Here is a 13,754-nt window from a genome sequence, read left to right on the forward strand (position 1 = left end):
GATTGCTGCGACCCTGCAAACTCCAGACACTTAGTTACAGTCGCCATTCACTCGTTAACCCCTCGCTTATGGAGCCCTCATGAAAGCCCTGCAATTTGCAAAAACTGGCGACCTCGCGGCGCTGGAGTACGTAGACGTTGCTCAACCCGTGCCTGCCGAAAACGAAGTGCTGATCCAGATAAAAGCCGCCGGGCTCAACCCCAGTGATGTGAAAAACGTCCTCGGTCGTTTTCCCTACACCACGATGCCGCGCATTCCCGGTCGGGATTTTGCAGGCGTCGTCGTCGAAGGTCCGCAGGCATTGCTCGGCCAGGAAGTCTGGGGCACCGGAAGAGAGCCAGGCTTCCTCCGCGACGGCTCCCATGCTGAATATCTGACGCTGCCGGCCAACGGTGTCGCGCTCAAACCCGAAGCTTTGAGCTTTGTCCAGGCCGCCAGCCTTGGCGTACCGTTTACTACCGCGTGGAACGCCCTCGAGCGTAGCCTCGTCACGTCTGGCACCCGTCTTTTGGTTATTGGTGCCAACGGTGCAGTGGGTAGCGCGGCCCTGGCGTTCGGCAAAATTCTCGGCGCCCAAGTACTCGGCGCGGTGCGTCGTCCCGAGCAGATCAAGGCACTGAAAGCAGACGGTGTCGATGCCATCCTCTTGGACAAACACGAAGACCTCGGCGCCCAAGTCAACGAGGTCTTTCCCGGTGGTGCCGACGTCATCTTCGATACCACGGGTTTTTGGCTTCCTGCTGCCGTTTCCGCCTTGGCCGCGTTTGGCCGTATTGCGATCATTGCGGCCCCGGTGGACGGTCACGTGCAGATGCCGGCCTTAGCGTTGTATCGCAAAGGCGGTTCGGTAGTGGGGATCAACACGCTGCTCTATGGAACTGAAGCCTGCGCCGGGATGCTCAATCAGTTCGGGCGGTTCTTTGATGAAGGCTTGCTGCCGTTGCCTACCGGGATTTTGGAATCGCCGTTGAACGAAGGATTGGCGCGGTATGAGGAGGTGAATAAGGGCGGCGCGGATAAGGTGGTGTTTGTGCTTTGAAGTAACTGACCCAAGAGAAAGGGAGGCATAGTTGATGCCCAAATATGCCTTCCTTCCTTGCTAGCCATCAATGATGCGCGATGTCAGAGAGCGTTATCCAGCACATGCCCGCGCCCGATAACTCTAATCCCCACTGTGCTCCCCACCATTGGCGCGTGGATGCTCGAACTACGAACCAACAACGCCCGCGCAGGCGAGGCGGTCTTCAATTGGACTGTCAACAGGCACGCGTTGCCGCCAAAGTCACTGTCGGTGACCACGCCCAAGCACTCTTCGCCTGATGCAGGGGCGGCCGAGAGTTCGATCTGTTCCGGACGCAGCATGATGTGTTCGGTACCTCGAAACGCGCCATCTGATACCGGAATTCGGCCCAGTTCGCACGTAGCCCAACCCCCTTCAATCATGGCCGGTAACACCACCGCGTCGCCGAGAAAATACGCGGTTTCTTCGTCGCGAGGTCGCAGGTAAAGGTCCATTGGCGGCCCGACCTGAATCAGTTTTCCGTGACGCATAACAGCCAATTGATTAGCGAATGACAGAGCCTCGGCCTGATCATGCGTCACAAGAATGGTGGTCACCCCGGCGTCCGAGAGCAGCTTGGCGACGGCCTTGCGCATGGACGCCCGCAAGCCGGTGTCGAGGGCGGAAAAGGGTTCATCCAGAAGCATCAATTTCGGCCGTTGAGCTAAAGCGCGGGCGAGTGCGACACGTTGCTGTTGGCCGCCCGAGAGTTCGTGGGGCCAGCTCTGCAGCATGCGGGTGTCAAGCGCAACCATGTCCATCAATTCGTGAATGCGCTGCTGTTTCGACGCGGCGTTACCGGGCAATCCGAAGCCGATGTTGGCAGCGATCGTCATGTGCGGGAACAGCGCGCCGTCTTGTGGGACGTAGCCGATCAAACGCTGATGAGCCGGCACTTCGGTCGGGCCGTCTACCAGTGGCGTACCGTTCAGCGTGATGCTGCCTGAGTCGGGGAACTCGAAGCCAGCGATCATTCTGAGCAGCGTCGTTTTACCCGAGCCGGAAGGACCAACGATGGCGGTGCGACTGCCTTTAGGCACTGACAAGCTGACGTTATCTACAGCCGGCAACGAACCAAAGGATTTGCAGACAGCGTTTAATTCAAGTGAGCTCATCGGCCTGCCGTGCGTTTGGATTGATAGTAGAGAAGCGCCGTTAGCGGAAGCGACAGCAGGACCATGATCAGTGCGTAAGGCGCCGCAGCCGCGTAGTCGATTTCGCTGGTCATGGCCCAGAAACCTGTCGCTAGTGTGCGCGTGCCGTTTGGCGCGAGCAGTAAGGTAGCCGTTAATTCGTTAGTAATCGCGAGGAACACCAGGGCGACACCAGCGGCAGCACCAGGTGAAGCAAGTCGCAGGGTAATCACCCTTAGCGCTTGGAACGGCGAGCGGCCAAGGCTGCGGGCCATATTTTCCAATTCCACCGGCGCTTGAGCAATACCCGCGCGCAGATTGACCAACGCCCTGGGCAAGAACATCAGCATGTAAGCCAGCAGTACGGTGATTGCCGTTTGATAAATCGGTCGGGCGAACTTGATGGTGACAGTTACCAGGGCCAAGGCGACGACGATGCCGGGCAGCGAGCTGGTGATGTAATTGCAGCTTTCTAACAGGCGATGCAAGCGCCCCGGTGAACGAACTGACAGCCATGCAATGGGGATCGCCGCGCAGGTAGTAAGGATGGCGCCAGTGCTGGCCAGTACCAACGTCTGCTCCAGCGCCGGAAGAAGAGTATCCATGCGCCAAACGGCTGCTCCGCCCGCTATCAGCCATTTCCCCAAAGTAATCAGCGGCACGCCCAACGCCAGCGCAGTTGCCGCAATGGGCAATAGCATCGCCAAGGTAGTAGTTTTGCGGCCCAAGGTGCAGACCCGTTGCGGACGTGCGCTGCCTGAGCCAACCCGCGCATAACGAGCTTTGCCTCGGGTTGCCGATTCAAAGGTCAGCATCGCGAGGCAGCACAGCGCTAGAACCCCGGCTAGCATATTCGCGGCAGGGCCATTAAAGGATGACTGGAACTGATCGAAAATCGCTGTGGTGAACGTGTCAAAACGCACCATAGCGTAAAGGCCGTACTCGGCCAGTAAGTGCAACCCGACCAGTAGCGATCCGCCCCATATTGCTAGGCGTAACTGCGGCAACACTACGCGGAAAAACACTGCCCAGGGTTTTAAACCCAGAGACTCCGCTACGTCCTCGATGCCTGGATCAAGCCGGCGCAATGCAGCAGCGGCCGGCAGATAAAGAAAAGGGAAATAGGCAATGACCGAGACCAATACCCCGGCAAACAGTCCGTGAATCGATGGCACGAGACTGACCCAGGCGTAGCTGTGTACAAAAGCCGGCACGGCCAGGGGAGCGACAGCGAGTAATGACCAAGCGCGTCTGAAAGGTAGGTCGCTGCGCTCAGTCAGCCATGCCAGTGCCACGCCAAGTACCACGCACAAGGGCACCGTGAGTACGACTAATAACACGGTATTAACCAGCAGTTCTCCGACTCTGGGGCGAAAGACCAGCTCCACGATAGTGGCCCAGCCGGTCTGAAAAGAAATGCCGACCACGAATCCAAGGGGTAACAACGCCAACAATGAAACGAGGACGGACGCCACGACAATCCATGTAGCAGGACGGCCAACGGGTGAGCGGGGTCGGCCTTGACGGGTGGAGGCTGGAATGACCTTCGCGGTCACTCCGACAACTTCCGATGCCTCGGCTACGACACTTGAAATGTGCTCCGTCATGACGTTACAGCAGCCCGGCTTTAGTCATCAGTTCAACAACTTTTTTGCTGTCGAGTTTGGAAGCGTCTACGAGGGGTGCATCCAGTTCGGCGAGCGGGGTCAGTTTGGGATTAGACGCTGCGCCCTTGCCCACGGCGTATTCAAACGAGCTGCCGTTTTTCAGGATCGCTTGACCTTCGTTGCCGGTGATCCACTTCAAGAAAGCCTGAGCTTCTTCTTTATGTTTGCTGGACGCTAAGACCCCACCACCAGAAATGCTGACGAACGCGCCCGGGTCTTTGTGTTTGAAGTAGTACAAACCAATTTTATTGCTGTTTTCCCCGGTTTTTGATTGATCAACCATTGGGTAGTAGTGATAAATCAGACCGCTGTCGATTTGACCGGCGTTTACCGCTTTCATTACAGACCCGTTTCCACGGAACGCAGTGGAGTTGGTTTTCATCGCTTTTAACCAATTTAGCGTCGCCACTTCGCCTTTCTGCTCAAGCAGGGCGCTTACGATGGCCTGGAAGTCTGCGCCAGACGGCGAAGCGGCCCAACGGCCTTTCCAGCTAGGGTTAGCCAGATCAAGCAACGACTTGGGCATATCAGCCGCAGTCATTTTGTCTTTGTTGTAAACAAACACAGTCGAACGCGCCGCGATGCCTATCCACTTGCCGTGAGCCGGGCGATAAGCCGAGTCTACTTGGGCCAAGGTAGTCGGCGTCACTGGAGCGAACAAACCGGCGCTATCGACCAGCGCTATAGCGGGGGAGTTTTCTGTCAAGAACACGTCGGCCGGGGAGACTGCGCCTTCCTGAATGATCTGGTTGCCAAGCTCACTGTCGTCGCCATTACGCACGGTAACTTTGATGCCGGTTTCGTGGGTGAAACCATCAACCCATGCTCGGGTCAGGCTCTCGTGCTGTGCGTTGTAGACAGTGATGCCGTCAGCGCTCGGCGCGGCAAATACGCTGCCGGTAGCCACAAGGGAGGTAGCAAGAAGGGCCATTCTGGCAAAAGAGGGGATACGGGAAGTCATAGTGAAGCAGCTCCGCAAAATTAGAAAAGCGCCTGTTGGGAGTTCCCTTGTCGCAGGCACGCTGATCATACAGCAATAAGAATTGCTTGCATTAACATCAGCGCTTGCATCGGTAACCAAGTCGTCCTTGCACGCTTCGTATTTTCCATAAGCCCCTGCAGAGCTGGCGCTGACGGCGGGTACGCACAAACCACCGGGGGATACCGAATGCGACATACGGGGTGCGCATCATCGCCAGCATTAATTCGACATGCGGCTTTTACGTGCTGAAACGTTTCGTCACGACCGCCGGTTGGTAAGGGCTGCAGTTCGTCCACCACCCGTTGACCCTAATGAAAATGGGGCGGCAAAATCAAGCGGACAAGTTCTCCACCTGACGCAGGAGAGATATAAAAATGGCCAAAATCAAAGTTCTCGCAGGCGACTTTCTCCAAGGTGAGGGCGATTACCATTCGGGCCTCATCACTGTCGAAACCTCCCTCCACCCATGGCCCGGAATTACGATTCCGATTTCATCCGTTAAGTCCTTGGAAATTGCCACTACCGGATCGAACAAAAAGCTTGAAGACGCGATTAGCCTCGGGTTGGCTGGCGCGTTAGTGCTAGGCCCTTTCGGAGCCGCGGCGGGGATTATTTTGGCGAATGAGCAGACGGAGATTACGTTCTGGGTAACGCTAAAGGACGGCAAGAAATTGCTGGCGGCTACAGATGACAAGACGTACAGAGATATCTCGCAGACGGCCAAGCGACCCGATTATTTTGTGGGTGCAGAGTAACGGTTGGCTTTTTATGAAGCGGCTATAAGCGCAGTGAGATACCCGTTTGGGCTATTGAGAGCTTGAATGTGGGCTAGCCACTCCTTCATCTGGAGGGTGCCGAGGTGCATGTCACGGAGATTGAACAGTAGCAACTGATCGGCGATGCCGTCTGAAGTTCACATTGACAATGATAGGCAAAAGGGAGACGTTACCCCGCGCCATATGCCCTCTATGCGTCTAGGGGATTGAGCGAAAAGCCCGTCCACTAATGCGGGTTTTTTATTCCCGGAGTTATCTATACGACGGGCGATGGCCAAATCTTAAGGTGGTGCTAAAACGCCTTCATCTGCCAGAGGCAGCGAATGAGAGTGATATTTCTATTGGCAGCCTTGTCGATTTCATTCGCTGTGCAAGCAAGCGAATTCAAACAAAACACGGATCCATGCAGCAGAAACCACAAGCTTTTGACTGGTTTCATGAGGGCCAGGCAAGCCGGAATGCCCAAAGCTCGCGTTTACCAAGTTGTGGACCGTCAAGCGCAGGACCAGAAACTGAGACTTGAAACAAAAAAGATGGTCGACCTTGCTTACCGGTATCCGATTTATCCGACTCGCAAACAGAAGGAAAGTGCTCTTCGGGACGCTGTTGGCCCTGTTATTTGCAGTGAACACTTGCGCACAGACCGTCTACTTAAGTTGATTTTGTAGCCTTCATAAATTGGCAATGAAGTTCGCCAATTGCGTCGGCACAGCATATTAGAGAAATAGATCGCGCAGGATTTGCCTTCAGTCAAATAGCCTTCCCAAGTCGTGAGCGCTGGGATGAGTGTCGATGTCACACGAACGCGCTATCGGGATGACGCTACGGTCGCTCGCCTCATAGATTCGTCAAAGAGCAGGACTGTGAGTGCGATTTGCGCATATTCCGGGCTGTAGATCATTCTTTTCTGGGTCAAACTATTCCGTACTGAACTCAAACTTGTAACAGTCAGCCTAGGGTTAAGGCTACGTCTACTGAATGTTGCGGCCCTTCACCCGCCTTTCCTAGGCGACGCATTTAATCGCGCTCAGCAGGTGTTTCGCCCGGTCAAGCGAACTCTGAAAGCTCATCGAGCTTGCCAATACTTTCATTGGTTGCCATACGAGCATCTTGATAAGTAAAGGTCTCTCCTTCAGCGATATCCGAAACGTATAACCCATCCCTGAAGAAAAGAGCGATCGAAATTGGCCAAGCGTTAATCCAGACGCAGCCGCCAATCTTGAGGCGTCTGCCCGGTGTGGACACTTTGTGGGCGTTTAAGCGGAAACGAGCGTGGGTTTATTAAACCCCAGAAACCAAAAAGCCCCGCGTAGCGGGGCTTCGAGATATGGTGCCGGCACCAAGAGTCGAACTCGGGAACTACTGATTACAAGCGGTTTGCTTTGATGTTTTTCCCCGTTTCATAGGGTATCCCCTATCCCGCAGTAACCAGTGTTTACGGGGCTTTCATCCGCTTCGTTGTCTTTCTACGTTTCACCCGTTAGCCTACCTTTGCATGAGAAACGGGGAACGAACGGGGAAAACGGGAAAGAGATGGCTAAGCGCACACGCATGACCGAGATGGAAGCCTATGCGGTGAAGACCCGGCAATCTGAGCCGGTTGGTTCTCGCGGCAAGGGTACTTTGCTGCTGGAGCGCAAAGCATCCGGGGCAATTCTGGCCTATTACCGAGAGCGGACGCCGGAAAGTGACAAGCGCTTATCGCTCGGGACGCTTACCAAGAAACCGAAGGCCGGCACGGATGAGCGCGTTCTTGATGATATGCGCGCCGAAGCCCTGCGAGTCTCCCTCGATGTTGCTGCCGCCGGCGGACTGGTCAAGTACCTGGAGTGCCAAGTCGAGCAGAAAGCGTCGGCTGAAGCCGAGAAGATCGCCGCTGCCGAATCAGTGGAAGTTGCGCGTCTTGAGCGCCAGCGCCTGGCTGAAATTGAAGCATCACGCGGCACCCTCGGGGATCTGTTCCTCGATTACATAGAAGACCGCAGGGGGAAGGCCACTCCAGGAGTCGTCAAGGAGCTGGAGCGGCTATTCAAGACCAACCTGAAAGAGCCACACCCAACAATCATACAAATGAAGGCGCGGGACATCCGTGCCGACCACATCCTTATCATCCTTAATCCGATCTGGGCGCGCGGCTCAAAGGTTCAGGCTGATCGTATGCGCTCTTTCCTTGTGGCGGCGTTCAATCACGGTCTGACAGTCGAGAGCGTGGTTGGTCGCTCCAACTCGAAGGTCTACAGCCTAGAGCTAAACCCGGCCGCCATGGTGAAAGTCGAAAAGGTATCTGCCCCGATCGAGCGGGCGCTCTCAGATACTGAGCTGCGCCAGTTCTGGGAAACCATCCAAAGTACGGAGGGAATTGGCCCGGTCATGGCGCTGCTGTTCAAGTTTGTGATCGCCACCGGTGGCCAGCGTATCAAGAACATCATTGAAACCCCCTGGGCGGACTACGACCTTGAAGCCGGCACGGTTCTACTGGCCCATCGCAAGGGGAGAGGTGGGCAAACAATGAGCCGGCCGCATCTGGTCCCGCTGACCGAGCGCGCCGTTGTGCTTATGAGGTGCGTGCAGAAGATCAACGGCGATCATCTGTGGCCCTGGACTACTCACGGCAAGCAACCATTTGTCATCAGCAGTCCCACTCATGCCGTCGCTGACTGGCTGACATCAAAGCACGCGGTCATCGATGGCGCACAACTCCCTAACTTTTCGCCGCGAGACCTGCGTCGAACGTGCACGCAGTTGATGCAGAAGCATGGCGTGGATGATCGTCTATCTGACCTGCTGCAAGCGCACGGCCAGACGGGCGTTGTCTCCAAGCATTACCGAAACAATCCCGAGGCAGCGCTGCCAGAAAAACGTCGTGCTATCGAGCTATTCGACCGAGCTTTGGCGAAGGTGCTGGGGGAAGCCAAGGACGCCGGAAACGTGCTTTCCATCTCGCGCCGGAAAAAGAGAATCACCGATTCAATGTCGTGAATGTCGTCAAAGTCGTGCTGATGACCCGAATCTGAAAAAGAAAATCCCCGACCCAATGTCCTGCAAGTCCTAATGTCCTGCTAATTGGTCTCTTTTTGATCAACTCAGGATGCTAGGCCGCGCCCAGAAAAAGAAAGAAGCCGATTAATGTCCCAGAAGTCCCGTGTCCCAATCCTGCTATTGGCGGAAGACAGCGGAACGCAGCGGAAGGTGGCGGACTCAACGTGGGTTCATGTGGGTTCATGCGGTGTTATGTTGAACTGTGTTGAACTATGTGGAAGTTCCATTGATCAGGAATAACGAGAATAATAGAGAACGGGAGGGAATAACGGTCCTTAACCGGCATCAACGGTGCCTAATAGCGTTCCTGACCAGTATAAGTGTGAGGCCCGTTAAACTGTAAAAATATCCGTCACGGTCATAAGTCACGAATTTAATAATAGTTTGCCGACACGTTTTGCGAATAACGAAAACGTGTCGCGGATTATTAATCGAGTCCGGTTACGATGCTTGGTGAGACCCCGAAAAAACATTGCGAGGGCCTCATTAGGCCCCCTGGGACCCCCGTCCGTAGGGCATTAAGCCCTATCCCGACGAACGGTAATGGCTTGGTTTTCGCTTCCGGCCCACTGGATTGATGTACGTAAACGAACGTATTGAGACGAGTTGGTACGTGTTGGCGCTTCTTGGGCAGTAGTTGCAGAAACGATATGTGCGAGTTTCATGAAGTTATCCGCACGTTACCTTTAAAAATACTGTTGCCGTTTTTTGAGTGCGCCCGTTACTATGCGACCACGCCCAAGGCATTCTGTCTATAAATGAAACGCCAAGAGTGTCGATGGCTGATATTGATAGAATTGCTGACAGTTGGAATTGCAGCCATGAAAAAGCCCCTGGTCTTCGATCTCCAGGGGCTGCTCGAGAAAGGACGTTTCAGCGTCCTCTGCATACCGGCTAGGCCAGCACACACCCCGAGGGGGAGAAGCATTTTCAGGGGCTTCAATACGAACTGTATTACCGGAGGGCATATTTCGCAATACTGTGTGTCTATGCAGTAGTGCAATGTCCGACGGTTGGCTACTTCGATCTGACTGCAGGATCTGGTGGATTCAGTTCGCGCTCTCTCTCGGCTAATTTGAGCTCTAGACCGAGTAATACCCAATGATGTCAATTGTCGCTCGCGGTATCGATACACCCAACCTGCCTATACCTGGTGCACGCGCTACCGCTGCCCAGCTCTGTGCCAAATACCAAGTCAGTCGCGCTACATGGTGGCGCTGGTCGAAGACTCCGGGCTTTCCTGAGCCGATCCGCTTTGGCCGGTCCGTTCGCTGGGACCCGGTGCCAGTCGAGGCCTTTCTGATTCGCCGGGAGGCTTAATCCCATGATGATTAATCAATCCTGCGTCGATGCAGGTACGCAATCGGCTTGCCTGAATAAAACGAACGTGATGGCGCTTGTCTCAGGGCGAGTCAGCATGTATCGTCTTCCGCAAGTCATGGCACAAGCCACGGCCCGGTGTAGTAGCCGGGGCAATACCTCTATCAAAATGGCGCAGTCGCGCCCCCTCAAGAGTTGGGGCTTTTTTACGCCCTCAGTTTCTCTTTATGGTGGGACGTGCGGTGCGGGCCTTTCGGCTTCCATTTTGACCGAGAGCAACCCGACTACTAACGCCGCACGTTCCGCCACCCAAACCTGTAGTAGGGTTCGTGGCGGTTCCTATCTTCAAAATGGAACCGACCTGATGTCGAATCACGCCCAAAATCCGTCTGTAACATCCAGCAAAGCCGCCGCACACCGTGCGATGGCAATCGCGGCGCTTCATGCCGATTCCAGCCTCAGCGTCAGATTGAAACGCTATAACGCACAAATGGAAATTGCCCGCAGCCTCGAAGCTCAGGCGGTGGCGAAATGACTTTCCAATACGGAACACTCGCCCACACTGCCGACGATCACGGCAACCGCTTGGCCACTGCCGGCCTGGCGCTCGAAACGCTCGCCAATCTGCTAGGCCTTGACGGCAGCGAACATGGCCTCAGTGACTCCCAGGCGTATGGCTTGACCTGCGCGGTGAGCTCTATCGCCGCCTTGGTTCGTGACGCGGGGTTTGACCTTTGCGGCAAGGCCGAATCGGAGGTGCGGAAATGATTACCTCTACAGAAGTCACCAACGTTGCCAACGAAGCTCTCGATCAACTCCAGGTTGCCAAGGAATATCTAGATTGGTTTGACTCTTTGAGCTGGGCTATCGGCGTCACGCTCAAAGCAGGTCATAGCCAGCACGCCCAGCGCTTGGCTGGCGTCGTCCAATACTTGGCTGGTGATTATCAAAGCCTTCTTGAATCTGACATCAAGAGCTTTAACCAGCGCCTCGATAAAATCGACCTAAGGGCCTAAACATGAAAATTCAAAGCGGCGCATCTGCGCTGGCGGGATCGTTTGGCCTGGAGAAAGTGATTGAGGCAGTAGCCCGTCACTTTTTGGGCGAACCGAACGCCACACTGAGCAAGGCAAACGAGCTGCGGTTTGGCACTAACGGATCGTTGGCGGTGGACCTGGAAAAGGGTGTATGGCATTCGCACGAAGCCGGCGAGGGAGGCGGTGTCCTGGACCTGATCGAAAGGGAGACCGGAATCATCGGTCGCGCCGAGCAAATGGCTTGGCTGGAAAAAAACGGACTGAGGGAGCCGAGTTCAATTCCGCGTCTCGCTGATGTTCCGCCATTCAAACGGAAGGAGGTCGCTTGGTACAGCTACGTCGATGAGAACGGCGCGCTGTTGTCCCAGGTGGTCCGCTTCGAGCCTAAAGACTTTCGGCAGCGCTGCCCTGCCGGCAGTGGTTGGTCCTGGTCAGTAAAGGGTATTCGCAAGGTCCCGTATCGTCTGCCCGACCTACTGGCGGCGTTGAACGCGACTATCTATATCGTGGAGGGTGAAAAAGATGCTGATCGGCTGGTGTCGCTGGGGCTTGTGGCTACTTGCAATGCTGGTGGGGCCGGGAATTGGCCCGCCGAGCTGTCGGAGCTTTTCCGGGAGCGTCGGGTGGTCATTCTGCCGGACAACGATGAGCCGGGACGCAAGCACGCGGTGAAGGTGTCCGCAGCGCTCAATTCTGTTGGCGCGATGGTGCGGGTTGTCCACTTGCCGGGTCTGCCGGAAAAAGGCGACGTTTCGGACTGGTTGGACGCGGGCGGAACGGTCGAGCAGCTCCAGAAGTTGCTGGAGTTGCTAGATATCGCTGCCGAGGTCGACACACCGCTGGCTGACCCTGACGAAGACGACGAAAAACAGAGCCAAGCGTCTCTGTTGGTCAAATATGTCGAGCAGCGGTTTGAGTTATTCCACGACCAGAATAAAGACGTGTACACCCGTGATATGAAGTCAGGCGAAGTGCGCAATCTGGCCTCGCGTCAGTTCCGTGACTGTCTATTGGCGGGATTTTACCAAGATACCGGAAAAGCACCTCGGGACCAGTCACTGCGCGAGGCGCTGGGTACTTTGGCGGGTCTGGGTCGCTTCCATGGTGAGTGCCTGGACATTCACCTGCGAACCGCTGGCGCGAACGGGGAATACTTCCTCGACCTCGCCGTGCCTGGCAGTAGCCGCGCAGTTCGAATCACTCCGGCGACTTGGGAGATCATCGAATCACCGCCTGCGATGTTCGTCCGGCAGGAGTCTGCGCAGCCGCTGCCCGATCCGGTGGCCGGTGGATCAATCGAACCGCTTTGGCGCGTCGCCAACATTCCACACGGTTCTCGACTGTTGGTGCTGTCCTGGCTGATCGAATGCTTGCGCCCTGACACGCCGTATCCACTTTTGGAGCTTCTCGGGGAGCAGGGCAGTGCAAAGAGTACGACCCAGATTGCACTGCGCCGACTGATCGACCCGAACGCCTGCGACCTTCGAGGCGCGCCGAAATCGGTCGAGGATATTTTCGTGTCCGCTGGTGCGTGCTGCCTGGTCAGTTACGAGAACGTCAGTCACTTGCCTGGACCGATGCAGGACGCATTGTGTGTGCTGGCGACGGGGGGCGGATTCGCCAAGCGCAAGCTGTACAGCGACACAGAGGAATCAGTCGTTAACGTCAAACGACCAATCGTCATCAACGGCATCAGTGCCGCAGTCACGGCGCAGGATCTGGTGGACCGAGCCATCACTGTCGAAACTCCGGTCATTACCGAGCGGTTGGAAGTCACCGACCTGTGGCGGGCATATGAGATTGAGCGCCCCAAGCTGCTGGGCGCACTGCTCGACATTACGGCAAGGGCGTTAGAGCTGCTGCCACAGATGAGCATTCCCGCCGATGAACGTCCGCGCCTGATTGAGTTCGCCCGTTTGGGTATGGCCGTCGCCAAAGCAGTTGGGCAATTGCCGGAGGACTTCATGCAGGAGTTTAACGCCTGTCGGCAGGAGAGTTTGTCCCGCACCATCGATGCCAGTCCGGTAGCCGCCGCCGTGGTGGACATGATCGAGGCGCGTCCTTATGGCATGACTGCCCCGGCCAAAGAGATCCTTTTGACTCTGGAGCAGTTCCGCCCGACTGGTTGTGATTCTTGGCCGCGCTCGCCAAAGGGGTTGGGTGATGCCCTGCGCCGAGCGGCACCTGCACTGCGACAGCTCGACATTGAATGCAAATGCTTGGGCAAGGTAGGCGGCGCGGTTAAGTGGGAGATAAAAAGAAAGAAGCCGAAGCAATGTCCTGCAAGTCCTGACGTCCTGAAAGTCGATCAAAAAACAACCAGCCAGCAGGACATTAGGACATGCAGGACATTGGAACCGGAAGTATCTTTTTCTGATGCTGCCGAAGAAGCTGAGGTTGGCGAGGATGAGGTGGCGATATGAGCACCGCCATCGACTACCTGGCGCAGTTCGGTTTGTCGACCCGCAAGAAGGGGAACCGGGTGGTGGTGTCGCCACGGGCGCTGGTCACGGACGACCTACAAAAATACATCCGCGCACACCGTCTCGAACTGCTGGCCGAACTAGCCGCCAACGATGGGCTGGCCCGCCACTGTTCCTGGTCGGTGCTTCTTCCTGGTCGCCAACCATTCCCAATGATCAGTCCTGAGCCAATGACAAGAGACGAAGCCTTGGAAAATGTCCGGTGGCGCTGGCCTGATGGAGATGTGGCATGACTGGCAGCTTTGGCAGGAGCACGT

General features: G+C 56.0%; 12 protein-coding genes. 9 read left to right on the forward strand and 3 right to left on the reverse strand.

The window, feature by feature from the left end; genetic code table 11:
* Window positions 1-79 precede the first annotated feature (79 nt).
* A complete protein-coding gene (locus QN378_RS11170) occupies window positions 80-1,039 on the forward strand; it encodes a zinc-binding alcohol dehydrogenase family protein (RefSeq protein WP_322205738.1) in 960 nt (319 codons plus the stop codon).
* An 83-nt stretch (window positions 1,040-1,122) separates the two neighbouring features.
* Here QN378_RS11170 and QN378_RS11175 read toward each other — a convergent pair whose 3' ends face one another.
* Genes QN378_RS11175 through QN378_RS11185 form a run of 3 tightly spaced genes read right to left on the reverse strand, consistent with a single transcriptional unit; the run spans window position 1,123 to window position 4,821 of the window.
* Window positions 1,123-2,175, reverse strand: coding sequence for an ABC transporter ATP-binding protein (locus tag QN378_RS11175; protein WP_322205737.1), 1,053 nt, complete (start codon window positions 2,173-2,175; stop codon window positions 1,123-1,125).
* Window positions 2,172-3,800, reverse strand: a complete 1,629-nt coding sequence (locus QN378_RS11180; protein WP_322205735.1) for an iron ABC transporter permease — start codon at window positions 3,798-3,800, stop codon at window positions 2,172-2,174. Before QN378_RS11180 ends, QN378_RS11175 begins: the two co-directional genes overlap by 4 nt.
* A 4-nt stretch (window positions 3,801-3,804) precedes the next feature.
* Window positions 3,805-4,821 (reverse strand): iron ABC transporter substrate-binding protein, encoded by a 1,017-nt coding sequence (locus QN378_RS11185; RefSeq protein WP_323546850.1) that lies wholly within the window; start codon window positions 4,819-4,821, stop codon window positions 3,805-3,807.
* Window positions 4,822-5,216: 395 nt separating this feature from the next.
* On the opposite strand from QN378_RS11185, the gene QN378_RS11190 reads away from it, so the two are divergent.
* The 8 genes from QN378_RS11190 (at window position 5,217) to QN378_RS11225 (ending at window position 13,730) form a co-directional block, all read left to right on the forward strand.
* On the forward strand, window positions 5,217-5,597 hold the full coding sequence (locus QN378_RS11190; RefSeq protein ID WP_322205733.1) for a hypothetical protein: 381 nt from the start codon (window positions 5,217-5,219) through the stop codon (window positions 5,595-5,597).
* Between the two features lie 1,572 nt (window positions 5,598-7,169).
* Window positions 7,170-8,597 carry a tyrosine-type recombinase/integrase gene (locus QN378_RS11195; RefSeq protein WP_323546847.1) on the forward strand — a complete coding sequence of 476 codons (1,428 nt, stop codon included), beginning with the start codon at window positions 7,170-7,172 and terminating at the stop codon, window positions 8,595-8,597.
* Between the two features lie 1,161 nt (window positions 8,598-9,758).
* A complete protein-coding gene (locus QN378_RS11200; RefSeq protein ID WP_323546845.1) occupies window positions 9,759-9,977 on the forward strand; it encodes a DNA-binding protein in 219 nt (72 codons plus the stop codon).
* A gap of 4 nt (window positions 9,978-9,981) precedes the next feature.
* A complete protein-coding gene (locus QN378_RS11205; RefSeq protein ID WP_323546920.1) occupies window positions 9,982-10,512 on the forward strand; it encodes a hypothetical protein in 531 nt (176 codons plus the stop codon).
* The gene (locus QN378_RS11210; RefSeq protein WP_323546844.1) at window positions 10,509-10,745 is read left to right on the forward strand and encodes a hypothetical protein; all 237 of its coding nucleotides are present in this window, start codon (window positions 10,509-10,511) and stop codon (window positions 10,743-10,745) included. The genes QN378_RS11205 and QN378_RS11210 overlap by 4 nt, the downstream gene beginning before the upstream one ends.
* A complete protein-coding gene (locus QN378_RS11215; protein WP_323546842.1) occupies window positions 10,742-10,993 on the forward strand; it encodes a hypothetical protein in 252 nt (83 codons plus the stop codon). The genes QN378_RS11210 and QN378_RS11215 overlap by 4 nt, the downstream gene beginning before the upstream one ends.
* A 2-nt stretch (window positions 10,994-10,995) precedes the next feature.
* A complete protein-coding gene (locus QN378_RS11220; RefSeq protein WP_323546840.1) occupies window positions 10,996-13,437 on the forward strand; it encodes a toprim domain-containing protein in 2,442 nt (813 codons plus the stop codon).
* On the forward strand, window positions 13,434-13,730 hold the full coding sequence (locus QN378_RS11225) for a hypothetical protein (RefSeq protein WP_323546838.1): 297 nt from the start codon (window positions 13,434-13,436) through the stop codon (window positions 13,728-13,730). The genes QN378_RS11220 and QN378_RS11225 overlap by 4 nt, the downstream gene beginning before the upstream one ends.
* The last annotated feature ends 24 nt before the right edge of the window (window positions 13,731-13,754 follow it).

The organism is Pseudomonas sp. 10S5 (genome assembly GCF_035019745.1).
Classification (GTDB): Bacteria; Pseudomonadota; Gammaproteobacteria; order Pseudomonadales; family Pseudomonadaceae; genus Aquipseudomonas.

What these genes read in the sequence shown, in the direction of transcription:
- QN378_RS11185 (WP_323546850.1), bottom strand. Translation starts at nt 4,821, where the DNA reads ATGACTTCCCGTATCCCCTCTTTTGCCAGAATGGCCCTTCTTGCTACC.
- QN378_RS11170 (WP_322205738.1), top strand. Translation starts at nt 80, where the DNA reads ATGAAAGCCCTGCAATTTGCAAAAACTGGCGACCTCGCGGCGCTGGAG.
- QN378_RS11180 (WP_322205735.1), bottom strand. Translation starts at nt 3,800, where the DNA reads ATGACGGAGCACATTTCAAGTGTCGTAGCCGAGGCATCGGAAGTTGTC.
- QN378_RS11195 (WP_323546847.1), top strand. Translation starts at nt 7,170, where the DNA reads ATGACCGAGATGGAAGCCTATGCGGTGAAGACCCGGCAATCTGAGCCG.
- QN378_RS11205 (WP_323546920.1), top strand. Translation starts at nt 9,982, where the DNA reads ATGATGATTAATCAATCCTGCGTCGATGCAGGTACGCAATCGGCTTGC.
- QN378_RS11215 (WP_323546842.1), top strand. Translation starts at nt 10,742, where the DNA reads ATGATTACCTCTACAGAAGTCACCAACGTTGCCAACGAAGCTCTCGAT.
- QN378_RS11225 (WP_323546838.1), top strand. Translation starts at nt 13,434, where the DNA reads ATGAGCACCGCCATCGACTACCTGGCGCAGTTCGGTTTGTCGACCCGC.
- QN378_RS11210 (WP_323546844.1), top strand. Translation starts at nt 10,509, where the DNA reads ATGACTTTCCAATACGGAACACTCGCCCACACTGCCGACGATCACGGC.
- QN378_RS11220 (WP_323546840.1), top strand. Translation starts at nt 10,996, where the DNA reads ATGAAAATTCAAAGCGGCGCATCTGCGCTGGCGGGATCGTTTGGCCTG.
- QN378_RS11175 (WP_322205737.1), bottom strand. Translation starts at nt 2,175, where the DNA reads ATGAGCTCACTTGAATTAAACGCTGTCTGCAAATCCTTTGGTTCGTTG.
- QN378_RS11200 (WP_323546845.1), top strand. Translation starts at nt 9,759, where the DNA reads ATGATGTCAATTGTCGCTCGCGGTATCGATACACCCAACCTGCCTATA.
- QN378_RS11190 (WP_322205733.1), top strand. Translation starts at nt 5,217, where the DNA reads ATGGCCAAAATCAAAGTTCTCGCAGGCGACTTTCTCCAAGGTGAGGGC.